Here is a 21,843-nt window from a genome sequence, read left to right on the forward strand (position 1 = left end):
TCAGCACCCTCCCCACCGGCCGCCTCTTCAACGTCGCCGCCGCCCTCCGGCGCGAGGTCCAGCGCGAGACCGCGCTGCCCGGCTTCACCCTGCCGATCTCCGAAATCCCCGCCGAAGAACTCCAAACTGAAGTGCAGGACTGGAAACCCTGAAAAATTCACTTCATCACAATTTTATCACAATTTGTGACAAAAAATGTGTTCATCACAAAAACATCACAATGCCCAGGCCGCGCCAGCCTCAACCCCTGGCGCGGCTTTATACTTTTTCAAAGATGCTCCGCTCCACCATTCGCCGCCACGTCCGCCGCATCATCCGCGCCATCCGCCGAACCGCCGCCAGCACCGCGCAATCCAGCATCACCAAATTGGTGACCTTGCGCGAACGCGCCGAATCCGCCTTGAATCTTTTGCGTGCCAAACCTTTGCCCCAGGACTTTAACACCCTGTTCCTCGATCACCTCAAGCTCCGTCTCTTGGAATTCATCCTCCAACCGTTTCCCTCGCCCGCCATGCTTCTGAAATACTTCGAGTTGTGGGCCAAGTACCTGGCCAAGGCTGCCAATCCGGGTGCCGCACCAAGCTCATTGCCCGTGTTTCCCGATCCCAACGCCGGGATCAAACCGGAGACCCTCGCCTACATCGAACAACAACTCAAACTCATGTGATCAATGTTCCATGTCTTTTTCGATTTGCTCCAGGGTTTTGCCTTTCGTCTCCGGCAACTTGAAGAAGATGAAAATGAAGCCCAGCACGCAGATGACGGCGTATAGCCAGAAGGTGCCAGCCGGTCCAAGGTTTTTATTCAAGTACGGGAAGGAATAGGTGAGGATGAAACAGGCGATCCACAACGACATGACCGCCACGGACATCGCCGCGCCGCGAATGCGGTTGGGGAAAATCTCGGAGATGATCACCCAGGTGACCGGGGCAAGCGACATCGCGTAGCAGCCGATGGCCGCCAGCACCAGCACCAGCATGGGCCAGCCTTTTACGCCGCAGGTGTAGCAGCCACCCATCGCAAAGTAGATGACGGCCAGTCCCGCCGCGCCCATGAGCATCAATGGCCGCCGGCCGCGCCGATCCACCGTGCCCAGCGCGACAAAGGTGAACACCAGGTTGACCGATCCGGTCCACGCAATATTCTTCAGCACATCCGAAATGTCATAGCCCGCCGCCTTGAAGATTTCCTCGGCATAGTTGAAGATGACGTTGATGCCGCACCATTGTTGAAACACGGCCAGCACAATGCCCAGCACCATGACGCGGGCGATGCGCGGCTCGAACAATTCCCCGAAGTTCACCTTTTGCACTTCGTTGACAAGCGTGCTTTCAATTTCGGTCAGCGCCTGATTGGCATACGCCGCGCCGCCGATCCGGGTCAGGGTGACCCGCGCCTCGGCCGACTTGCCGTTCTTGGCCAGCCAGCGCGGGCTTTCTGGCACAAAGGCCATGCCGAGAAGGAATAACAGCGACGGGCCCGCGGTCAGCCCAAACATCCAGCGCCAACCGACCTGCCCGTACCAGGAATTACGAATATACTCATCGGTGGAGCCGGGCGGGAGATTGCGCACCAGCGCCCAATTGATGTATTGCGCCAGCAGAATGCCCACCACAATGGTCAACTGGTTGATGGCGACCAGCCGGCCGCGCATTTGGGCCGGGGCCACTTCCGCGATGTACATGGGCGAAAGGTTGGAGGCCAGGCCGATGGCCACCCCGCCCAGAATACGCCAGACCACGAAGATCAGGAAGGTGGGCGCCAACGCATTGCCCAACGAGGTGATGGCGAACAGGAACGCGGAAAAGATCAGCAGGCGTTTGCGGCCGAATTTGTCGCTGAGCATCCCGGTCATCAGCGCGCCCACCAGGCAGCCCAACAGGGCGCAACTGTTGGCCCAGCCTTTCAGTTGCTCGCTATCGAGATGGAAATACCGTTCGAAAAACGGCTTCGCGCCGCCGATAACCACCCAATCCCAGCCAAACAGCAGGCCGCCAAGCGCGGCGACAACCGAGATGGTCCAGATGTACCCCAAGTTATACTCCGCCTTGAGATTCGAGCCTTCCGTATTCGTTGCGGTGATCATTGAGGCTTCATTAAACAGATTCAATCGTTGGTGTCCAGCCGTTAAAAAATCAGAACCAGTTGGTAGAATTTGGCCAGGAGGTGGCCAAGACAGTGGTTGGGTGGAAAACCGCCGTGGCAGGCTAACCATTCTTTGTTGAAATTTCTCATTTGTGAACAATTGAAGGTTAGTCTATTTTGTCCCCATGGAAACAACAAATGTGAAGCCACTGGCTGTCGTGGTGCCAGCGAGTGCTTCCAAGCAGGCAGAAAATGTGGTGGAAGTTGCTACGCGCCGCTCGCATGGCAAGCGCAAGCGGCTGCGTTCTGCCATGGCTGCCACCGAGTCAGCGCCAGCGGCGCTGTCGGGCAAGACGCTGTCGGTGCAGGCGGCGTCCAATCCCGCCCAATTTGCCGAAGAAGATCGCAACCTGGCGCAGTTGTTGACCCAGTCCAAAATTTACCAGGATTATGAGCGCGCGTTCACTGAAACCACTGGGCTGCCAGTGAGTTTCCGCCCGGTGGAGAGCTGGCAGTTACCGTTGCATGGCAAGCGCAATGAGAACCCCCTGTGTTCTTTGGTGGCGGAAAAGAGCCGTTCGTGCGCGGTCTGCCTGCAAATCCAACAGAAACTGTCCGAGGAAGCCGCCAAGGATGCCCATACGATGATCTGCCCGATTGGGTTGACGGACACGGCGGTGCCGGTGCGTTTAGGGGAGCGTTTGATTGGTTTTCTGCAAACCGGCCAGGTGTTCCGCAAGCTGCCCAACGAGGCACAGTTTGACCGCACCGCCCGGTTGATCGCGGAATGGGGGCTGCACATAGACCGGGAAGAACTGCGCGCAATCTATTTCAACACCAAGCTGATTTCTCCAAAACACTACGATTCCGTGGTGAAGCTGCTTTCCATTTTTGCGCAACACCTCTCGATGGTCAGCAACCAGATTGTGGTGCAACAAACCAACTCCGAACCGCCGGTCATCACCAAGGCCAAGCAATTCATCCAGGAACATCAAGGGGAGGAACTCTCCTTGGCCATGGTTGCCCGCGCGGTCAACACCAGCAGTTTTTACTTCTGCAAGATGTTCAAGAAGATCACCGGGTTGAATTTTACCGATTATGTTTCGCGCGTGCGCATCGAGAAGGCCAAGAATCTGCTCTTGAACCCCAACCTGCGCATCAGTGAAATTGCCTTTGAAGTGGGCTTCCAATCACTTACCCACTTCAATCGTGTGTTCAAAAAGATTACCGGCCAGTCGCCTTCAGAATATCGCGCCCTGCTGCCGAGCGCATAGATGCCAGCACCCAAAGCGACGGTAATCCAGCGATGACCTACTGCCAAGTTGGCAGGAGAGAAAACATCATTGGCCGCAAAAAGGCTCAAAAATCGCCAAAAAGGGATGCTGGTTAAATCACGGATGATCCGTAATCAGTCTCTTCCCATACGTTTTCATACAGTCACCACGTGCTGCGCAAAATTTGCGCAGGAGAGTATGATTTGAGCAAAATTTGCGCAAGCACCCCTGCAAAAGCATTCCAAAAATATTGGCGAACCGATGCAAAATATTCCAAGGTGGCGTCACATGAAGGGTGGATGCTGCCGAAATAACTGCTGTCGGCTTGTGTGCCCGGATGCATTTCCCGGCTTTTCGCCAATCGTTCGCTAATCGTAGCGGCGGCCTACTAATCAATGGTTTTACCCATGGCACAAGACCTGCTAGTACCGTCTGAACAGCGGTGCGGGGGATTGCCGTGATAGCAATCCGTCGCGTTATGGCAATTCAACAATAACAACAGATTGGTACACGTATGAAATTAAATCGTATCTTATTGGCAACTGGAATGGCAGTCATGCTGAACATGAGCGCCAGCACCATTTTAGCGCAAAATCCGCCAACTGGCGGGGGGGCTCCCGGACAAGGCCGCCAGGGCCGCGGTAATTTTGACCCGGCGCAGATGGTCGAACGTTACAAGGAACGTCTCGAAATTACGGATGACGCCGAATGGAAGGCGATTCAACCGTTGGTCCTGAAGGTTTCCGAGGCGCGGATGTCCTCGTTCGGCGGTCGCGGTATGCGCGGGCAGCGCCCCGGCGACACGGCGCAGGCTGACCCCAATCAGCGCAGTACCAACCCGGAACGGGATGCCCTGCAAAAGGCAATTGACGCTAAGGCGTCGGCAGCGGAACTGGCCAACGCCCTGCAAAAGTATTCGGATGCCCGCAAGGTGAAGCAAGCCGAACTGGAAAAAGTCCAGGCTGAGTTGCGCAAAGTGTTGACCCCGCGCCAGGAAGCGATCGCCACGTTGTACGGCCTGCTCTAAAGAGCATCCCTGGAAAACTGGTCGCTGTCGTTATGAGCGAACCTCAAACCCAGGCATCGGTTTTGAAACAGTTGCTGGATCGCATGGTTGCGACCCAGCAACTGTCCGCCTTGGATGCCGTGACTCTGGCCCAGCCGGGGACCGGCGCCAAGCCTGCCGTTCAAACCGAAGAGGACGTGTTGCGCTGGCTGGCGAAGGAATATGGGCTGACTTATACCACGCTTGAGGATGTGGAGCCGGATCGCCAGCTACTCTCCCTTTTTCCCGCCCGTATCCTGCTAAAAGAGGAATTGCTGCCATTAACGCGCACCAACGGGGTGGTGGAAGTGGCGACGAGCCGACTGTTCGCCACGCAGGGGCTGGACGCGCTGAAAACCCTGAGCGGTCTCACGCTCAAGCCGGTGCTGGCTTCCAGCGAAGCCATCCAACGGGAGATGAAAAAGCGCCTGGGAGTGGGCGCCGACACCATTGGCAGCCTGGGCGAGGAAGCCTCGTTCCAAGTGGTGGATGAAAACCCGGATGAAAACACCAACCTGGACGGGGCGGCGGAGGATGCCTCGATCATCCGGTTCGTCAATCAGGTGCTGCGGGATGCCATCGAGCTACGTTCTTCGGATATTCACCTTGAACCGTTCGAGGATGAATTTCGCATCCGTTATCGTATTGACGGTGTGTTGCAGGAAGTGCCGGTGCCGCCGCAACTCAAACGCTTTCAGCCGGCTATCGTCTCGCGCATTAAAATTCTGAGCCACCTGAATATTGCCGAGAAACGCCTGCCGCAGGACGGGCGCATCAAGATTCGCATTGACGCCGCCGAGGTGGATATTCGCGTATCGGTGATTCCCATGCTCCACGGTGAGGCGGTGGTCATGCGCTTGTTGCGGCAGAACGCCACCTTGCGGGGCATGGAACAACTCGGGATGGATCAGCGGGAACTGGATTGCTTCCGGCGGGTGCTGCAAATGCCGCACGGGATCATCCTGGTGACCGGCCCGACGGGTAGCGGCAAGACTTCGACGCTTTACACGGCGCTTCACGAGATCAACGATTCGGTGCGCAAGATCATCACCATCGAAGATCCCGTTGAATACCAGCTCAAGGGGGTCAACCAGATCCAAGTATCGGAAAAAGCCGGCCTGACTTTCGCACGCGGGCTGCGCTCGATTTTGCGCCACGACCCCGACGTGATTCTGATCGGCGAAATTCGCGACCAGGAAACCGCCCAGATTGCCGTGCAGGCATCCCTGACCGGGCACTTGGTCTTCTCCACGTTACACACCAATGACGCCCCGGGCGCGCTGACGCGCTTGGTGGACATGGGCGTGGAACCTTACCTGGTGGCATCGTCGCTCGAAGCGGTGTTGGCGCAACGGTTGGTCCGCGTGTTGTGCAAGCACTGCAAGCAGGTGGATGACTCGCCGGCAGCGCAGGCGTTCAAGGCGCAGATCGGCATCCCCGCGAACACCATCATCTACCGCTCGGTCGGTTGTCGGGAATGCCGTCAGACCGGATTTTACGGACGGCAGGCCATTTTTGAATGGATGGACTCGGATAATGAAATCCGCCAATTGATCTTGAAAAACGCGTCCAGCGACCTGATCCGGGACGCAGCCCGCCGCGCGGGCATGCGCATGTTGGCGGATGACGGTTGGCGGTTGGTGCGCTTAGGCATCACTACTGTCGAGGAAGTGCTCAGCGTGACCACCGTCAAGGAGATCGCGCGCACCAGCAAAGTGGAAACGGCGAGCGGCAGTGTCAGCGAGTTGCACGCGGCCAATCTCAAGCCCGCCCTCACGCCTTAACCCGTCGCCATGCCCACCTTTCAATACAAAGCAATCCAGGCGGACGGCAGCGTCGCCGAAGGCCGGCTCGAAGCGGCCGGACGCCCCGAGGCGTTCCGGCAAATTGAGGGGCTGGGATTGAGGCCCATTAACCTTTCGGAGAACCAAGCCGCCGGAGCTGCGGACCAAGGCTTGGTTTTGCCCGCCGGGTTAAGCAATTTTCTCGCTGGCAAGGGCTCGGATAAAATTACCGCCCGCGCACTCGAAAATTTTACGCGCCTGCTTTCCAGCCTGCTCGCCGCCGGTGTGCCGCTGAGCCGGGCGCTGGTTATTTTGCACCGGGAGACCTCGGCGCCCGCCGCTGCCGCGAAGTGGAAGCAGATTCATGACCTGGTCATTGACGGCATGTCCCTGGCGGATGCCATGGCCAAATCCCCGGACGTATTTCCGCGCGTCTATGTGGCGATGGTACAGGCGGGCGAGACCGGCGGATTCCTCGACTTGGTGCTGGCGCAAATCGCCGATTTCCAGGCGCGGGAAAAAGAGCTGCGGTCCAAGATCACGACGGCGATGCTCTACCCGACCATCCTGCTGGTGCTGGCGCTGGGCGTGGTCATCTTTCTGCTCACCTTTTTCATTCCCCGTTTTCAATCGGTGTTCGCGGGTTTTGGCGGGGCGTTGCCCATGGCCACCCAACTGGTCGTCTCGACCAGCGAAATCGTGCGCTCGTATGGGCTGTTTGTCGCGCTCGGGTTGGGCATCCTGGTATGGTTTCTCCGCAACTGGATTGATTCGGAAAAGGGACGGCGGACATGGGAAGGCCTGATGCTAAAGGCGCCCCTCGTGGGCCCGTTGGTGGCGCAATTCGCGATGGCGCGTTTTTGCCGGATGCTGGGCACCCTGCTGGCGGCGGGCGTGCCGCTGGTGCAGGGGCTGAACGTGGCCCGCAAATCCATCGGCAACCAGATTCTGGTGGACGCGGTGGGGCAGGCCATTGACCGGGTGCAAAAGGGCGGGCAAATGGGCGCCAGTCTGGCGGATTGCCGCGGGCTGTTCAGCGGCTCGGTGCTCGAAATGATCACCGTGGCCGAGGAAAGCGGCAAGCTGGACACGGAATTGATCCGCATTGCGAATGTCACCGAGGGAGACCTGGACCGCGAACTCAAGACGGCGGTCGCGTTTGCGGAGCCGTTGATGCTGTTTTTCATTGCGGCCTTCATCGGCACGATTTTCATCAGCATGGTGCTGCCGATCTTCACCCTGCAACAATTTATTAAGTAAACAAATACAAAATCAGACTTATGAAATGCAACCCGATCATTAAAAACCGGACACACACACGAACCGCGCGCGCGTTCACGTTGATTGAACTGCTGCTGGTGCTGGTCATCCTGGGCATTCTGGCCGCCATTGTGGTGCCCAAGTTTGCCGGGCGCACTGAGCAGGCGCGCAATACGGCGGCCCAAACCCAGATCAGCTCGTTCAGCACCGCGCTGGACGCGTTCGAGGTGGACAACGGGTATTATCCCAAGGGCAAGAACGGACTGCTCGACCTGGTGCAGCAGCCGCGCGACACGCAGAACTGGCACGGGCCGTACTTGAAAGACCTTCCCAAGGATCCGTGGGGCAATGAATATATCTATGAATGCCCCGGGCGGCACAACCCCAGTTCTTATGACCTGATGTCCATGGGGCCGGATGGGCGCGTGGGAGGCGATGATGATGTTACCAACTGGCAACAAAAACGCTAACCGGACGGCGCGCCCGTTCGCACGGGCGTTCACGTTGGTTGAGTTGATCCTGGTCATGGCCATTCTGGTGGTAGTGATCTCGGTGGCCGCGCCTTCGCTGAGCGGCTTCTTCCATGGGCGCACCCTGGATTCCGAGGCGCGCCGGCTGTTGGCACTAACCCGATACGGGCAAAGCCGCGCCGTCTATGAAGGCGTGCCCATGCTGCTGTGGGTGGATGCCAAGGGTGGCGCGTACGGGTTGGAGGAGGAATATGGTTATACGGAGGAGGACACCAAGGCGGTGGAATTTAACCTGGATGATGAATTGGAAGTCAGTGTCGTGCAGAATGCCGCTGCCGTCCTTAAAAGCCGGCCGGTGACTTCGGGCTCGACCTCGGCGACCCGCAATAAGCATCGCGATCTGCCGGCCATCCGTTTTCAATCGGATGGCACCATCTCGGAGACCAGTCCGGAAACCGTGCGCCTGGTCAACCGCGCCGGCGACACCTTGCAGGTGGTGATCGCCCGCAATAATTTGAGCTATGAGATTGAAACCCCAAACAGCCGCTTGGCCCGCGCCAGCCGTTAGGCGCGCCGCCGCCGGGTTCACGCTCGCAGAAGTGCTCGCCGCACTGCTGTTCCTGGCGATTGTGATTCCGGTGGCCATGCAGGGGTTGCGGGTGGCCAGCCTGGCGGGTGAAGTGGCTGACCGGAAAAGCCGGGCCGCGCGCGTGGCGGAACGGGTGCTCGCCGAAAACCTGGTCACCACCAATTGGAACAAGTCCGTCCAGAATGGCACCACCACGGAACGGGATCGGGAATATCGCTGGACGTTGCGCACGGAAACCTGGAGCCAGGATGGGACGCAATACGCCCCGCGCCTGCTCACGGTCGAAGTATTGTATGCGGTGCAAAGCCAGGATTACTCGGTGCGCCTGAGCACGCTCAGCCCGGGAACCCAGCAACCATGATTTTGTCGCCAACCAAGCAGATGCAGCGGCCCGGTGGTTCTCCCCGCCGGGGGCGCGCGTTTACTTTGATTGAGCTGCTGCTGGCCTTCGTGATTTTCAGCATCGTCCTGGCCGCTGCCAACACCGTGTTCTACGCCGCGCTACGGTTGCACACTCGAACCACGGCCGCCTTGGACACCTCTCACTCCGAAAACTTGGCGGTGACCATGATCCGTCGGGATTTGCAGGGGGTCACGCCACCCGGCGGCATTTTGGCGGGTACCTTTCGCATTGGGATGGTCAGCAGCGGTTCCGGTTTTTCCCAGAGTCCGGGGATCGAGTTTTGCACCACCACCGGCGTCTTGAACGACGATGAGCCGTGGGGCGACATCCAAAAAATCAGTTATCAACTCCGGGAACCGTTGGAGCGGTCCCAAACCCAAGGCAAGGATTTGGTGCGGTGCGTCACCCGCAATTTGCTTTCCACCGGTAACGAGGTGCCAGACGAGCAGCGGTTGTTGGGCGAGGTTCAGACGCTGGAATTTTATGGTTACACGGGCAGCGATTGGCGCGATACCTGGGATACCTCGCTGACCGATACGAACCTGCCCACGGCCGTGCGGATGCGCCTGTATCTCGCGGCGGCCCCGGATGCCGACAAATCCGCCCGGCAGGCCATTGAACTGATCGTACCGTGTACGTCGCAAACGCGCGGAACGAATGTGGTGGTGTCGCAATGAGAACGTCGCCGCCATATCCCCAGCCCGCCCGCCGCGCCGATCGCGGCTCGGTGCTCGTCATTGTATTGTGGATCGCCCTCGGGCTGGTCACGCTCACGCTATATTTTGCCAACGCGATGGGTTTCGAGTTGCGCGCTTCGGACAACCGGGTGTCCGCCCTGACAGCGGATCAAGCCATCGAAGGCGCGACCCGTTATGTGAGCTATGTGCTGTCCACGCTGGGCACCAACGGCATCGTGCCGGATTATGCCGCTTACTATCGGGAAGCCGTCCCGGTGGGCGACGCGCATTTCTGGTTGATCGGTCGCAGTTACGATAATCAGACGCCGTCCGCGCAGCCATTTTTTGGCCTGATAGACGAGGCGTCCAAGTTGAATTTGAACACGGCCAACACCAATATGCTTGCCCTGTTGCCGCGCATGACCACGGATCTGGCGACCTACATCGTTCAATGGCGCAGTACCAATGGCGACGGTTCCCAAACCTATGCCATGCTGCATCCGCCGTATCAGTGCAAAAGCACCAACTTCGAGACCACGGATGAACTGCGGCTGGTCTATGGCATGACGATGGATATCCTCGTCGGCGAGGATGTGACGCGCAACGGGGTGCTGGACCCGGGCGAAAATGATGACAGCCGGAACAACCTGGTGGATTCCGGCGTGCTGGAATATGTGACGGTGTACAGCCGCGAGCCGAATACGAAGTGTACCAATGTGAACAACCGGGCGCAAATAACCGCGCTGTTGCGGGATCGCCTGGGTGCCACCCGTGCCAACGAAGTGATCCGCCGGCTCGGTCCGGCCACCACCACTTTTCGCAGTCCGTTGCAGTTTTACCGGAGCAGCGGGTTGAAAATTGATGAGTTTACTCAGATCGGCACCAATATTTCCGTGACTTCGAGCCTCTTCAAGCAGGGGCGCGTGAATATCAACACGGCCAGCCCGGTGGTGTTGGCGTGCCTGCCGGGGCTTACGGACGACCTCGCGGCGCAACTGGTTTCCTATCGGCAGCTCAACCCGGACAAAATCGCCACGATCGCCTGGGTGGTGGAGGCGTTGGGCCAGAATAACAACACCGCCCTGCAAACACTGGCGGGCGGGGACTACATCACCACCCAAAGTTATCAGTTCACCGCCGATATTGCCGCCATCGGCCCCTTCGGACGCGGTTACCGGCGGGTCCGCTTTGTTTTCGACACCAGTGAAGGTACGCCCAAGATCATTTATCGCCAGGATCTCAGTCATCTTGGTTGGGCGCTGGGCAAAGATGCCCGGCAGACCTGGCTGATAGCAAAGGGAACGCATGAGTAATTTGCCAAAATCCGGTTTATTTAAAGCCAAGCCACCCACCAGCCTGTTGGGGTTGACGCTGGATGGCAGCCGCCTGGAAGGCGTCGTCTTGCGCCGGACCAACGGCACGGTGCAGTGGCACCAGGCGTTTTCGGCGACCCTCTCGCTGGACCCGCTGACCGCAGATCCCGAATTGGTCGGGCGGGAAATCAAAAATCTGCTCGATTCCGCAGGCGTGCGCGAACGGGCGTGCGTGGTGGGGCTGCCTTTAAAATGGGCGCTGGTGGCTCATGCCAAACTGCCGGAACTCTCCGAGGCGGATGCCGCCGGTTTTATTCAAATGGAGGCGGAGCGCGGGTTCCCGTGCGATGTCACCACGTTGCTCCTCGGCGTTTCACGGTATCAAACTGCTGCCGGTGAAAAGCACGCCACCGTGATCGGGATGCCGCTAAACCATCTGAATGCGCTGGATCAAGGGTTGCGGGCGGCGAAACTCCAGCCGGTGAGTTTTTCGCTGGGCATTACCGCGCTGCAACCGGTGGCGGCGGATGCCGCCCACGGCGTGCTGGCCTTGACCATCGGCGAGACCAACGTGGGTTTGCTGGTCACGGGCGGCGGCGGAGTGGCCGCCTTGCGCACGCTGGAAGGCACCCTCGAAAATGAAGGGGGACAGCGGGAAATCAACGTTGAACTGGTCGCGCGCGAAGTGCGCATCACCCTTGGGCAGTTGCCCGCCGAAATTCGCGAGGCGGTTCGCCGGGTGAAAATTTTCGGCCCGCGCGAACTGGCCGAGGAACTGGCGGCGGAACTCCAGCGCCGGTTTGGCCTCGCCGGTCTGACCGTGGAACGCGTCGCGGTTTCCGCGCCCACCGCGCCCGGCACAAATATTCCGCCGGAGGCGGCGATCTCAGCGGCGTTCAGTCTGGCGGCTTTGCGCCTGGTTGGGCGCGGCGCGGCGCTCGAGTTTTTACCGCCCCGCATCACCGCCTGGCGGCGGTTCCTCGGGCGATATTCGTCAACCTCCCTGCATCGCGCGGCGGGCATTGCCGGCGCGGTGGCATTACTGGTACTGGGAGTGGTCCTGGTACAGTATTGGCAGTTATGGCGGCTGCAATCCCGGTGGACGGAAATTGAGCCCAAGGTGCGCCAACTGGATGGCGCGCAGCAAAAGATCCGGCAATACCGTCCCTGGTTTGATGATTCCTTGCGCACGCTCAGCATTCTCAAGCAATTGAGTGAGGCCTTTCCGGAGGATGGCGTGGTTACCATGAAAACGTTGGAAATACGCGATCAAAACCATGTTACCTGCTCGGGCATCGCACGGGATAATCAGGCGTTGCTGCGGACCATTGAAAAACTGCATCAGGTCAAAATGGTGTCGGACCTGAAGGTGGACCAGATTCGGGGCAAAACTCCCATGCTATTTACCTTTGACTTTCATTGGCTGGGAACCAAATCAGACTGAAATGAAAATAAAAAATCGCCAAAATTTGCTGGTCATGTTGGCCATCGGCGCGGTAGCCCTTTTCGCTGGGGATTCGCTGCTGTTCACGCCGCTGACCAAGATGTGGAAGGCTCGATCTGAACGCATTGAAGCCCTGCGCAAACAGGTGAGTCAGGGGGAAGCGCTGATCAAACGGGAAAAAGCGGTGTTTAGCCGGTGGGCGATGATGCGCACCAACACGCTGCCCATTCAAGCCCCGATGGCGGAGCAACGGCTATTGCGCACGCTGGATGGTTATGCGCTGGACAGCCGGCTCAGCCTGACTTCGATCACCCCCCAGTGGAAACACGAGGCGGACGACTATACCACCTTGGAATGCCGGGTGGACGCCGTCGGCAGCCTCAGCACCATCACCCGCTTTCTCTTTGACCTGGAGAACAATCCGCTGGGTTTGAAACTCGACAATGTGGAACTCACCGCGCGCGACACGGAAGGCCAACAAATCACCTTGGGCTTGCAACTGAGCGGCCTGGTGCTAAATCAAGAGCAATGAAGCCGAATCTTTCTCCATTCAACACGCGCTGCCAGGGCGCGAAATCCGGCGCCAAAGGCCTGGGTTTGCTGATCGCCGGCTTGCTCGTTCCCGCGCTTTTTGCCTCCGGGGCTGAGCTTGCCTCCGGCTCCGCGACGAATCCCGCCGCGCCGGACACTGTAACCAATGTGACCGTCCCGTTGTCCCAAGTTACCTCCAATTTGGCGACCAACGTCCCGCTGCCGGCAGTCACCAACCAACCGTCAGCTGCGGTTTCCACCCAAATGGTGACGCAAGCCACCAACCAAAGCGCTCCGCCGACCAGCCGGACGCTCCTGGAACCCAACCGCGGATCGCGCAGCGACTATTACTCCCGTTCCGGCGCTTCGCGGCAGCCGGTTTATAAAAGCCTGTTAAATTATAGTACCTTTAGTATCATTGGGGATCGCAATATTTTCAACCCCAACCGCACCCCGCGCACGGTGCGGACGGAACGCAGGGAATACCGTCCAGCCGCCCGGGGCGATTACTTTGCCTTGGCGGGCACGATGAGTTATGCGAATGGCGAGTACGCATTTTTTGAAGGCACCAGCCCGGAGTATCGGCGGACCCTGAAGGTCGCCGACAGCATCGGAGGGTTTCAACTTATGGGCATTGGGTATAACCAGGTGAAGCTGGCGGCGGGCAGCAATTCGGTGAAGCTGACGGTGGGCATGCAAATGAACCGTGAAGACAGCGGTGCGTGGACGTTATCCATGCGTTCCCAATCGGCTGGCAATTATCAACCTCCAATGACCATCAATCCGGGCGCAAGCGCGACCGCCAGCCTGTTGGGCGGTAGTGCTTCCGTTACCAATGGGGATTCCACCGTCAGCACCGCCACCAATTCCGGCCCCGCCGCCGCTTCCAACGACAGTGCCCTCTCCGTACTTGAACGGATGAGGCTACGCCGTGAACAACAATTAAAAAAATGAAAACAGCAAACACGTTTCTCCTAATGACAACGCTGGTGGCGGGTTTATCCACCCGCGCCGCTGAACCGCCCACCCCGGTGCCGTTACCCGGGGAGCCGGTGCCAACCAATGCCACAACGCTGACGGTGAATGCCACCAACTCGCTGGGCGCCGATGCCCCGCCGCTGACGTTGATCCTCACCAATGCGGTGGATACCAATGCCGCCCTGCCCGCCGCGATAGGCACTAATACGGAAGTCATGTTTTACCCCGGCACGAATGCGGCGGATGGCTTGCGCCTGAATTTCCACGGTGTGCCATTGGAAATGGTGCTGAGTTACCTGAGCGACGCGGCCGGGTTTGTCGTGGTGCTGGAAGCGGATGTGCGCGGCAAAGTGGATGTCTGGAGCAGCCAGCCGGTGAGCAAGGAGGAAGCGATTAACCTGCTCAACGCGGTGTTGAACAAGAACGGGTATGCCGCCATCCGCAATGAGCGAACGCTGACCATCGTCAGCAAAGACGAGGCAAAGGCCCGCGATATTCCTGTCAAAAGCGGCAGTGATCCCAACGATATTCCGAGGAATGCGGAGATTGTCACCCAGATCATCCCGATCCGGTTTGTCGAGGCGGTGCAACTGATCAAGGATTTGACGCCGTTGGTATCGCCGCAAACCACCATGACCGCCAACGAGGGTGGCAACGCGATCGTGATCACGGACACGCAGGCCAATATTCACCGGGTGGCTGAAATCATCAAAGCCATTGATGGTGGCGCCGAGGATTCCACGCAAGTGCGCGTCTTCAAATTGAAGTACGCTGATCCGGTGGAAATGGCCGATTTGCTGGGCAACGTGTTTCCGGATGACAGCCGGTCCGGCGGCAGCCAGGCACCGGTGCAATTTGGCGGCGGGTTTGGCGGTGGGTTTCGGGCCATGTTTGGCGGCATGGGCGGTGGCCGGGGCGGTGGCGCTCCCGGTGGCGCGGCCAGTGGCGGTGCCTCGGCGCAAAGCCAGCGCAACAAGAAGCGGGCGCGCGTAATCGCTGTGGCGGATCAACGCACGTCGTCCGTCGTGGTTAGTGCCGCGCGTGATTTAATTGATCAGGTGGCCGGTATGATCGAACAATTGGACGCGAATCCCGCGAAGAAACAAAAGGTATATGTGTACTCGCTGGAAAACGCGAGTGTTCAGGAGGTATCACAAATCCTGCGCGACATGTTTGATCGCAACGGGACCAGCAACAGCCGCAACAACACCACGCAGAACAGCCCGTTGACGACGCGCAGCACCCAGAGCCAGACCGGTAGCACCGGCACCAGCACCACTGGGACGGGGGGCACCTCGCGCGGTGTGGGCGGCGGCGGGGGAGTAGGCGGGGGATTCTAGTCGGGCAACCGCACAGCATAAAGATCAGATCATGAAAACTCATTATACGAAGTTCAAGTTCGGCATTAAATTGACGCTGGCGTTGCTGCTGGCGGCGACCCTGCCCGCCAGCGCCCAGTTCCGCGGTACGGGCGGTGGCGGTGGCGGTATGGGCGGCGGCGGCCTCAATCGCAGCTCCGGCGGTTCCAGCAGTTCCGGCAGCACCCGCCAGTATTATAACAACAGCATGGTTGGCGATGCGATGATTTCCAGCGACCCCGAGACCCGCCGGATCATTGTGATCACCGATGAAGATACGAGCCAGTTTGTGTCGCAGGTGATCACCAACCTGGATCGTCCCAAACCGCAGGTGCTGATCAAAGTGGTGTTTCTTGAGGTCACCCACAATGACAGTTCGGACATTGGGGTGGAAGGCGGCTATACCCATAATATTGATGGCACCACCACCGCCAATGGCGCGAATGTCTTCGGGTTGGGCGGCTTGAGTTCCGCCACCAGTAATCTGTCGTTCAACGCCATGGGGCAACCCCTCACCGCCTTTACCGCCGCCTCGCCCTACGCGGGCCTTTATCAGGTACTCGGCAAGGATTTTCAGGCTACGGTTCGCGCCATTGCCTTGGCTGGCAAAGCCAAGGTTTTATCCCGCCCCTCCATCCTAGCGCGTAACAACCAGCCCGCCACCATCCTGGTCGGCCAGACGGTTCCACTGATCACCAGCGTCCGCTATGACACCTTGGGCAACGCCATCAACGGCATTACCTATCAGGATGTCGGCATCATGTTGAAAGTCACGCCCTTCATCACGTCGGACGGCCTGGTGGAAATGATCGTCACGCCCGAAATTTCCTCGGTCTCCCAGACCGACAAGGTGCAGATCCAAAACGGCGCCTTTGCGCCGGTCATTGACAAACGTTCGGCGGATACCGTGGTGGTGACGCCCGACGGCCAGACGGTTATCATCGGTGGTTTGATGCAAAACCAGAAGACAATGACCGAGACCAAGGTTCCCCTGCTGGGCGACATTCCCGGACTGGGCAACCTCTTCAAGCACAAAACGAAGACGGACACCAAAACCGAACTGATGATTTTCCTCACCCCGCACATTGTGCAGGCACCCAAAATGGTGGCTGCGCTTACGGCCGAGGAAAAACAAAAATCATCGGGCACCAAGGAATTCACGGAAGAGGAGATGAATAAATATTTTGATGAGATGCCGGTCAAACAACCCGCCACCGAGGACGGCAAACCGGCGCGTAAACGCAAAACCAACCCCTCGGAAAAACCCTGGTAAGCGTTTGCCGCCCTAACTCCTGAAAAACATGACGCGTCGCAGTGTATTCATATACGGATTCCTGGCGGCGGCTTGGGTGTTGGTGATGAGCTGGTTGGCGGCGGAACATTTTCGCGTCCAAAAATCGGCTCGGGAAGCGTTGATCAACCGCGCCAAAGACATCTCCAGCACCGTGGGCATCGTGTTGCGTTCGCAGCAGCACTTTGGCGTCATTTCCAAGGAGCGCATGGAGTCCGCCCTCCAGGGCCTCGTGCGCCCCGGGGAACTGAACGCCATCGCCCTGCTGAACATAGGCGGCGAAGTCGTTGTGTCAGCAGGTGCCCCGGTGGCTTTGCCGGCGCGCGGGGCGGTTCGGGTCACCGAGCGTTGGGATGAAGACTCCGTGACCTTGATCAACTTGGTGGACCTGGGCACCAACATGGATCGTACCATCACGGGCACCAATGCGCCCGGCACTCCCAGCGCGCCCATCGTTTTATCCCGGCAGGAACTTTACCGGCCCTTTGACACCAATCGTCCGCCGCCGGAATACCGCGGATCGCCTCCTGGCGATACCAACCGCCCGCCGCCACCACCAGAATACCGCGGACCGGCGATGGGCGATACGAACACCTCTGCCAACAACACCAATCAGCCTCCGTATATGGGACGCAATCGCCGGCACGGACCGGATTCCCGTCAGCGATCCTCCCGTCCGTTCTGGATGAGTGAAGAGGAGTACAAATCCGCAATCAACAAGCAGGGGGTGCATGGATTTGTCATTGTAATGTCCACGCATCCGATCCGCGCCGTTTCCAACCAGGACCTCTGGTTGCGCACCATCATCGCCTTCCTCGCTGGCGTCTCCGTGTTTGGCATTGGACTCGCCTGGCGCAATCTTGCCAAATCCGCAGACCTCCAGATTCGCCTGGTGCGCGCCCGTGAACAAAACCTGCACCTGAAGGAAATGAACCTCGCGGCGGCTGGTCTGGCCCATGAGACCCGCAACCCGCTTAATATCGTGCGGGGCTTGGCGCAGATGATTTCCAAACAGGGGGAAGCCTCGCCCGAAATCCGTAAACAATCCCGCGCTATCGTGGATGAGGCTGACCGGGTGACTGCGCAATTAAACGAGTTCATTAACTATTCCCGTCCACGCGAAGTGCGCCGCACCAAGGTGCAGCTAAACCAAGCGGTCGGCGAGGTGGCGCGGGCGTTGCACCATGACCTTGCGGAAAAGAACGTTCAGTTGCGTACTGGGCAGGAGCAGATCGCCATTGACGCCGATGAACAATTGCTGCGCCAGGCCCTGTTCAACCTGTTGTTTAACGCCATCCAGGCCGTTGAACCGGGCGGGACCATTCAGGTCACGGCGCAAAAGGTTTCCCCGACCGAGGCCACCTTGGATATTCGCGATGACGGCCCCGGGGTTCCCGCTGAATTACGGCAGGAGATTTTCAAGCCCTACTTTACCACCAACCAAAAAGGCACCGGTCTGGGGTTGGCGGTGGTGCAGCAGAATGTGCTCGCGCATGGCTGGGAAATTGCCTGCCTGCCCAATGAGCCCAAGGGCGCGATTTTCCGGCTTTCCCATTTGCACCTTTCCGTTTAGTCTCCGGGCATGTCGCTTGAGACGCCCAAAAATAATCCGCAGACGCCGCGCATCCTGATCGTGGACGACGATGCTGGCCAGCGCAGCTTGCTGGATTACTTTCTGAAGAGCCAGGGGTTCGAGACCGTGGTGGCCGTGTCCGGCGAAGCGGCGCTCGAACTGCTTCGTTCCCGGGAAATCAACATGATGATTTCGGACGTGCGGATGCCGGGCATGTCTGGCTTGGAAACCTTGCGCCACGCCCGCCAGCAGCACGCCGTTCTGCCAGTCCTCTTGGTCACCGCCTATGCCGACATTCGCGATGCCGTCGTGGCCATGCGGGATGGAGCGGTGAATTACCTCTCCAAACCCATTGATCTGGACGAACTCCTTGCCTGTGTGCGGCAGGCCACCGGTTTGGCGGCCTCCGGCCCCATCAAACTCGGGGACGACAAACAACTGCCGGATTCGGTCGTAGCCCGCAGCCCGTTAATGATCGCCTTATTTCGCGACGCCTCGCTCATTGCCGCTTCGGATAGCCGGGTGCTGATCACGGGGGAAAGCGGCGTGGGCAAGGAGGTGCTGGCGGATGTCATTCACGCCTGGAGTCCGCGCGCGGCGGGTCCACTGGTCAAGGTCAACTGCGCCGCCATTCCCGAAACCCTGCTCGAGAGCGAATTGTTTGGTCATGAAAAAGGCTCCTTTACCGGAGCGACCGCCCAACGGATTGGCCGCTTTGAACAGGCAGATGGCGGGACCATTCTGCTGGATGAGATTGCGGAAATGTCCGCGCAACTGCAGTCCAAACTGTTGCGCGTCACGCAAAATGGACGCTTCAACCGGGTCGGTTCCAACCAGGAAATTCAGGTCAACACCCGCATTTTGGCCGCTACCAACAGCAATCTGGAAAAAGCTGTCAAAGACGGGCGCTTCCGCGAGGATTTGTATTATCGTTTGAACGTGGTGGAACTCAACATTCCCCCGTTGCGCGAGCGGCCCGAGGATATCCTGCCCCTGGCCAGTCGGTTTCTCGCCGAGTTTACCCAGGGCAAGGCCCGCTTCTCGTCCGGGGTGGTGGAGTGCCTTGCGCGTTATGGCTGGCCCGGCAATGTGCGCGAGTTGCGCAATGCCATGGAGCGTGCCGCGCTGTTGTCGCGGGGTGAACTGATCCTGCTGGACCATCTCCCCAATCGGCTGCGCCAATCGACGGACCAGCCGGGAACGGCGGTTGAGGCTGCCGATCCGCAGCGGTTGGAAGGCATCGAGCGCGAAGCCATCATCCATGCGTTGCGTGCCCACGACTTCAATCGCACCGAAACCGCCCGGGCGCTTGGCATCAGCCGCCGGGCGTTGCTCTACAAACTGCAACGACTGCGCGAGGCTGGCTTCCACGTGGACCCCGTTTGACCGGGCCGCAATCAGGTGCTCGTGTAAACACCGAATCTCATAGAAATGCCGGCCAATCCAATTCCCGCTTGACGGCGGATAGGTAAAACTTGGCAGATTCAAAGATTCAAAAATGTGAGAATAGGCGATTGACAAACTCAAATATATGCGTAATGTGACTACAGAATATCAGTCGCATAGATAGCGGAATATAGTTTAACAATGTAATCTAATCGGGTATATGAAAAAAACTACTAGCCTCGACGTGCAAAGGTGTGTGGCGCTGGCTTTCTTTGTAAGCAGTCTGTGCATCTATGCGCAACCTTTGGCCACCTATGACCTTTCGGCGGATTATTCCACCAATGCCAATCCCAATGGTGTCTGGGCCTATGGGTGGAAGGAGACAACCACTGGAGCGTTCTCCAACCACACGTTTTTCCGGATAACCTTTAATGAAGCCGGTGGCCAGGATTGGGTTTGGGCACGCTATTCCAACGACCAAAGTTTCATCATGCGCAACGGATCAAGTTTCGATGGCTCGGCGGGGGGCGGGCAGGCACGCTGGGCACCTGGACAGATGATTATCGGGCCTGGTCATCCCCTCCACAATGACAATTATGGTGGTGTTCGTTTCACCGTTCCCAATAACGCACAAGGCACACATTTGGTGCAAGTGCGGGTGGACGACCTGTACGTCGGCGCGTTGAGTGGTGATACTGACTTTCACGTAGTGCGAAGTGGTGTGGAGTTGGTTGGCGTCAATATCCCTGCGTCCGCAACCACCTTCACCAATGGTTTTGGTTATACCAACCAAACGATATTGATGGCAGGCGAAACGCTGGATTTTCTGGTGGGGCGCGGCTTGGATAATAGTTACAACGGTTCAACTTTAAAAATCAACCTCACGATCAAACGCCTGGATGAAGCCCTGGCACCGCCTATGTTCTTAATCCCATTACAGGGGCTAACCGTGTATCCCGGGGACAACACGGCTTTGGTCGCACAAGTGACTGGAAATGCCCCCTTGACGTACCAGTGGTTCTTTGAAAATAACCTGATCCCGGATGCGACCAATGCCTCGTTAACCTTGCTCAACTGTCAGCCTTCCACTGTGGGTAATTATACCCTGGTGGTGTCAAATATGGTGGGCTCAGTGACCAGCAGTCCGGCTATGCTTACGGTGACAACCAATCCCAGCGTAAACGTGACTCCCACGAATGCGGTGGTTTATATCACCACCAGCACCTCGTTCGTCGCCAGTGCTTCCGGACCAAGCCCCCTTACGTTCCAGTGGCAGTTTAATGGTTCCAATCTTACTGGTGCCACTAACAATGTTTTAGCTCTCACCAATTTAACCCTGGCACAATCGGGAGCTTACCAATGTGTGGTCATGAACCCCTATGCCAGTACTACCAGTGCCCCTGTAACACTGACTGTACAGACGACGTCTCTCACTTGTGTGGATGATTTTGATCCGGTTATAGATTCCAACCAGTGGTTTTCCGTTGGTGGAGCCATTGCTACGAATTATGGAGGTTCAGTCTCTGGCACCAAGGCATTGGTCTTTACCGCCACAAGCGGAACCCGGCAAGTTACCACGAGGCCGCTTAATACCACGTCGGGCGGCACTATTAGTTACTACCTGCGCACCGGGACCAATACTTATGTGTACTACTGGGATCGGCCAGACTACGTCAATGAGTACACTTTGCTTGAATATTCCGTGAACCAGGGAAGCACTTGGACAACCATCACCAATCACAGTCTGGTCATCTCCAATTGGACCCAGTTCCAGATGCCCATTCCGGCGGCGGCACAAAGCAGCTACACCCTGTTCCGTTGGCGACAATATGCATATACCACCGCCACCTCTTATAATGGTGACAACTGGGCGTTGGAAGACGTGAATATCAACGCCATGCCGACCTCGCCAACCATAACTACTGGGCCATCCAACCAGACTGTTACTGTTGGTGGTACAGTTGCCTTCACCTCCTCGGCCACCAGCACTACCCCTATGATGTACCAATGGTATTTCAGCGGCCAGACCATAAACAATGCCACCAACAGCGGTTTGACCTTGCTCAATGTCACCTCGAATAATGCCGGTGGCTATTTTGCGGTGGTGAGTAACCTGGGTGGCTCGGCGACCAGCGGGGTGGCCACTCTGACCGTGATCCCGCCGCCCAGCATTGTGGCGGTGCCCAGCCTGACGGCGACGCCGGGCACGGATCTGGTGGTGCCTATCACGCTGGTCTCGCGCGGCACGGAAAACGTGGTCAGCTTCAGCCTGGCGTTTGATCCGGCCCGGCTGAGTTTTCGCCAAGTAACGATGGGGGAAGGGGCCGCCTTGGCCTTCCCGACGTTCAACTCGTTACAGGCCAGCAATGGGCTGGTGGGCAT

At 58.3% G+C, this 21,843-nt stretch carries 19 protein-coding genes; 18 read left to right on the top strand and 1 reads right to left on the bottom strand.

Annotated elements, in window-relative coordinates; all coding sequences use genetic code 11:
- Positions 1 to 274 precede the first annotated feature (274 nt).
- Positions 275 to 667 carry a hypothetical protein gene (locus WCO56_21070; GenBank protein MEI7732079.1) on the top strand — a complete coding sequence of 131 codons (393 nt, stop codon included), beginning with the start codon at positions 275 to 277 and terminating at the stop codon, positions 665 to 667.
- Here the strand turns inward: WCO56_21070 and WCO56_21075 are convergent, their stop codons facing one another.
- The gene (locus WCO56_21075; protein MEI7732080.1) at positions 668 to 2,215 is read right to left on the bottom strand and encodes a sugar porter family MFS transporter; all 1,548 of its coding nucleotides are present in this window, start codon (positions 2,213 to 2,215) and stop codon (positions 668 to 670) included.
- Positions 2,216 to 2,270: 55 nt separating this feature from the next.
- Between WCO56_21075 and WCO56_21080 the strand changes: the two genes are divergently transcribed.
- The 17 genes from WCO56_21080 to WCO56_21160 all read left to right on the top strand — a co-directional run.
- Entirely contained in the window at positions 2,271 to 3,359 is a 1,089-nt protein-coding gene (locus WCO56_21080; GenBank protein ID MEI7732081.1) for a helix-turn-helix domain-containing protein, read from the top strand.
- Between the two features lie 514 nt (positions 3,360 to 3,873).
- Positions 3,874 to 4,386, top strand: a complete 513-nt coding sequence (locus WCO56_21085; protein MEI7732082.1) for a hypothetical protein — start codon at positions 3,874 to 3,876, stop codon at positions 4,384 to 4,386.
- A gap of 32 nt (positions 4,387 to 4,418) precedes the next feature.
- On the top strand, positions 4,419 to 6,188 hold the full coding sequence (locus WCO56_21090; protein MEI7732083.1) for a GspE/PulE family protein: 1,770 nt from the start codon (positions 4,419 to 4,421) through the stop codon (positions 6,186 to 6,188).
- 9 nt (positions 6,189 to 6,197) lie between these two features.
- The gene (locus tag WCO56_21095) at positions 6,198 to 7,448 is read left to right on the top strand and encodes a type II secretion system F family protein (protein ID MEI7732084.1); all 1,251 of its coding nucleotides are present in this window, start codon (positions 6,198 to 6,200) and stop codon (positions 7,446 to 7,448) included.
- 20 nt (positions 7,449 to 7,468) lie between these two features.
- The gene (gene gspG, locus WCO56_21100; protein ID MEI7732085.1) at positions 7,469 to 7,918 is read left to right on the top strand and encodes a type II secretion system major pseudopilin GspG; all 450 of its coding nucleotides are present in this window, start codon (positions 7,469 to 7,471) and stop codon (positions 7,916 to 7,918) included.
- A complete protein-coding gene (locus tag WCO56_21105) occupies positions 7,884 to 8,486 on the top strand; it encodes a GspH/FimT family pseudopilin (protein ID MEI7732086.1) in 603 nt (200 codons plus the stop codon). The genes gspG and WCO56_21105 overlap by 35 nt, the downstream gene beginning before the upstream one ends.
- Complete coding sequence (locus tag WCO56_21110; GenBank protein ID MEI7732087.1) at positions 8,440 to 8,868, top strand: type II secretion system protein; 429 nt, start codon at positions 8,440 to 8,442, stop codon at positions 8,866 to 8,868. Before WCO56_21105 ends, WCO56_21110 begins: the two co-directional genes overlap by 47 nt.
- Positions 8,865 to 9,587 (top strand): type II secretion system protein GspJ, encoded by a 723-nt coding sequence (locus tag WCO56_21115; GenBank protein MEI7732088.1) that lies wholly within the window; start codon positions 8,865 to 8,867, stop codon positions 9,585 to 9,587. The genes WCO56_21110 and WCO56_21115 overlap by 4 nt, the downstream gene beginning before the upstream one ends.
- On the top strand, positions 9,584 to 10,900 hold the full coding sequence (locus WCO56_21120; protein ID MEI7732089.1) for a helix-hairpin-helix domain-containing protein: 1,317 nt from the start codon (positions 9,584 to 9,586) through the stop codon (positions 10,898 to 10,900). Before WCO56_21115 ends, WCO56_21120 begins: the two co-directional genes overlap by 4 nt.
- Positions 10,893 to 12,344, top strand: a complete 1,452-nt coding sequence (locus WCO56_21125) for a hypothetical protein (GenBank protein MEI7732090.1) — start codon at positions 10,893 to 10,895, stop codon at positions 12,342 to 12,344. The genes WCO56_21120 and WCO56_21125 overlap by 8 nt, the downstream gene beginning before the upstream one ends.
- 1 nt (position 12,345) lies before the next feature.
- Positions 12,346 to 12,876, top strand: a complete 531-nt coding sequence (gene pilO / locus WCO56_21130; protein MEI7732091.1) for a type 4a pilus biogenesis protein PilO — start codon at positions 12,346 to 12,348, stop codon at positions 12,874 to 12,876.
- A complete protein-coding gene (locus tag WCO56_21135) occupies positions 12,873 to 13,829 on the top strand; it encodes a hypothetical protein (GenBank protein ID MEI7732092.1) in 957 nt (318 codons plus the stop codon). The genes pilO and WCO56_21135 overlap by 4 nt, the downstream gene beginning before the upstream one ends.
- Entirely contained in the window at positions 13,826 to 15,193 is a 1,368-nt protein-coding gene (locus WCO56_21140; GenBank protein ID MEI7732093.1) for a secretin N-terminal domain-containing protein, read from the top strand. The genes WCO56_21135 and WCO56_21140 overlap by 4 nt, the downstream gene beginning before the upstream one ends.
- Positions 15,194 to 15,224: 31 nt before the next feature.
- Positions 15,225 to 16,484 carry a hypothetical protein gene (locus WCO56_21145; GenBank protein MEI7732094.1) on the top strand — a complete coding sequence of 420 codons (1,260 nt, stop codon included), beginning with the start codon at positions 15,225 to 15,227 and terminating at the stop codon, positions 16,482 to 16,484.
- Between the two features lie 28 nt (positions 16,485 to 16,512).
- Complete coding sequence (locus WCO56_21150; protein MEI7732095.1) at positions 16,513 to 18,075, top strand: ATP-binding protein; 1,563 nt, start codon at positions 16,513 to 16,515, stop codon at positions 18,073 to 18,075.
- A gap of 9 nt (positions 18,076 to 18,084) precedes the next feature.
- A complete protein-coding gene (locus WCO56_21155; GenBank protein MEI7732096.1) occupies positions 18,085 to 19,461 on the top strand; it encodes a sigma-54 dependent transcriptional regulator in 1,377 nt (458 codons plus the stop codon).
- Between the two features lie 220 nt (positions 19,462 to 19,681).
- Positions 19,682 to 21,843, top strand: a 2,162-nt coding sequence (locus WCO56_21160) for an immunoglobulin domain-containing protein (GenBank protein MEI7732097.1), incomplete at its 3' end; no start/stop codon positions are given.

It is taken from the genome of Verrucomicrobiota bacterium (genome assembly GCA_037139415.1).
Classification (GTDB): Bacteria; Verrucomicrobiota; Verrucomicrobiia; order Limisphaerales; family Fontisphaeraceae; genus JBAXGN01.

What these genes read in the sequence shown, in the direction of transcription:
- WCO56_21070 (MEI7732079.1), top strand. Translation starts at nt 275, where the DNA reads ATGCTCCGCTCCACCATTCGCCGCCACGTCCGCCGCATCATCCGCGCC.
- WCO56_21075 (MEI7732080.1), bottom strand. Translation starts at nt 2,215, where the DNA reads ATGGTTAGCCTGCCACGGCGGTTTTCCACCCAACCACTGTCTTGGCCA.
- WCO56_21080 (MEI7732081.1), top strand. Translation starts at nt 2,271, where the DNA reads ATGGAAACAACAAATGTGAAGCCACTGGCTGTCGTGGTGCCAGCGAGT.
- WCO56_21085 (MEI7732082.1), top strand. Translation starts at nt 3,874, where the DNA reads ATGAAATTAAATCGTATCTTATTGGCAACTGGAATGGCAGTCATGCTG.
- WCO56_21090 (MEI7732083.1), top strand. Translation starts at nt 4,419, where the DNA reads ATGAGCGAACCTCAAACCCAGGCATCGGTTTTGAAACAGTTGCTGGAT.
- WCO56_21095 (MEI7732084.1), top strand. Translation starts at nt 6,198, where the DNA reads ATGCCCACCTTTCAATACAAAGCAATCCAGGCGGACGGCAGCGTCGCC.
- gspG (MEI7732085.1), top strand. Translation starts at nt 7,469, where the DNA reads ATGAAATGCAACCCGATCATTAAAAACCGGACACACACACGAACCGCG.
- WCO56_21105 (MEI7732086.1), top strand. Translation starts at nt 7,884, where the DNA reads ATGATGATGTTACCAACTGGCAACAAAAACGCTAACCGGACGGCGCGC.
- WCO56_21110 (MEI7732087.1), top strand. Translation starts at nt 8,440, where the DNA reads ATGAGATTGAAACCCCAAACAGCCGCTTGGCCCGCGCCAGCCGTTAGG.
- WCO56_21115 (MEI7732088.1), top strand. Translation starts at nt 8,865, where the DNA reads ATGATTTTGTCGCCAACCAAGCAGATGCAGCGGCCCGGTGGTTCTCCC.
- WCO56_21120 (MEI7732089.1), top strand. Translation starts at nt 9,584, where the DNA reads ATGAGAACGTCGCCGCCATATCCCCAGCCCGCCCGCCGCGCCGATCGC.
- WCO56_21125 (MEI7732090.1), top strand. Translation starts at nt 10,893, where the DNA reads ATGAGTAATTTGCCAAAATCCGGTTTATTTAAAGCCAAGCCACCCACC.
- pilO (MEI7732091.1), top strand. Translation starts at nt 12,346, where the DNA reads ATGAAAATAAAAAATCGCCAAAATTTGCTGGTCATGTTGGCCATCGGC.
- WCO56_21135 (MEI7732092.1), top strand. Translation starts at nt 12,873, where the DNA reads ATGAAGCCGAATCTTTCTCCATTCAACACGCGCTGCCAGGGCGCGAAA.
- WCO56_21140 (MEI7732093.1), top strand. Translation starts at nt 13,826, where the DNA reads ATGAAAACAGCAAACACGTTTCTCCTAATGACAACGCTGGTGGCGGGT.
- WCO56_21145 (MEI7732094.1), top strand. Translation starts at nt 15,225, where the DNA reads ATGAAAACTCATTATACGAAGTTCAAGTTCGGCATTAAATTGACGCTG.
- WCO56_21150 (MEI7732095.1), top strand. Translation starts at nt 16,513, where the DNA reads ATGACGCGTCGCAGTGTATTCATATACGGATTCCTGGCGGCGGCTTGG.
- WCO56_21155 (MEI7732096.1), top strand. Translation starts at nt 18,085, where the DNA reads ATGTCGCTTGAGACGCCCAAAAATAATCCGCAGACGCCGCGCATCCTG.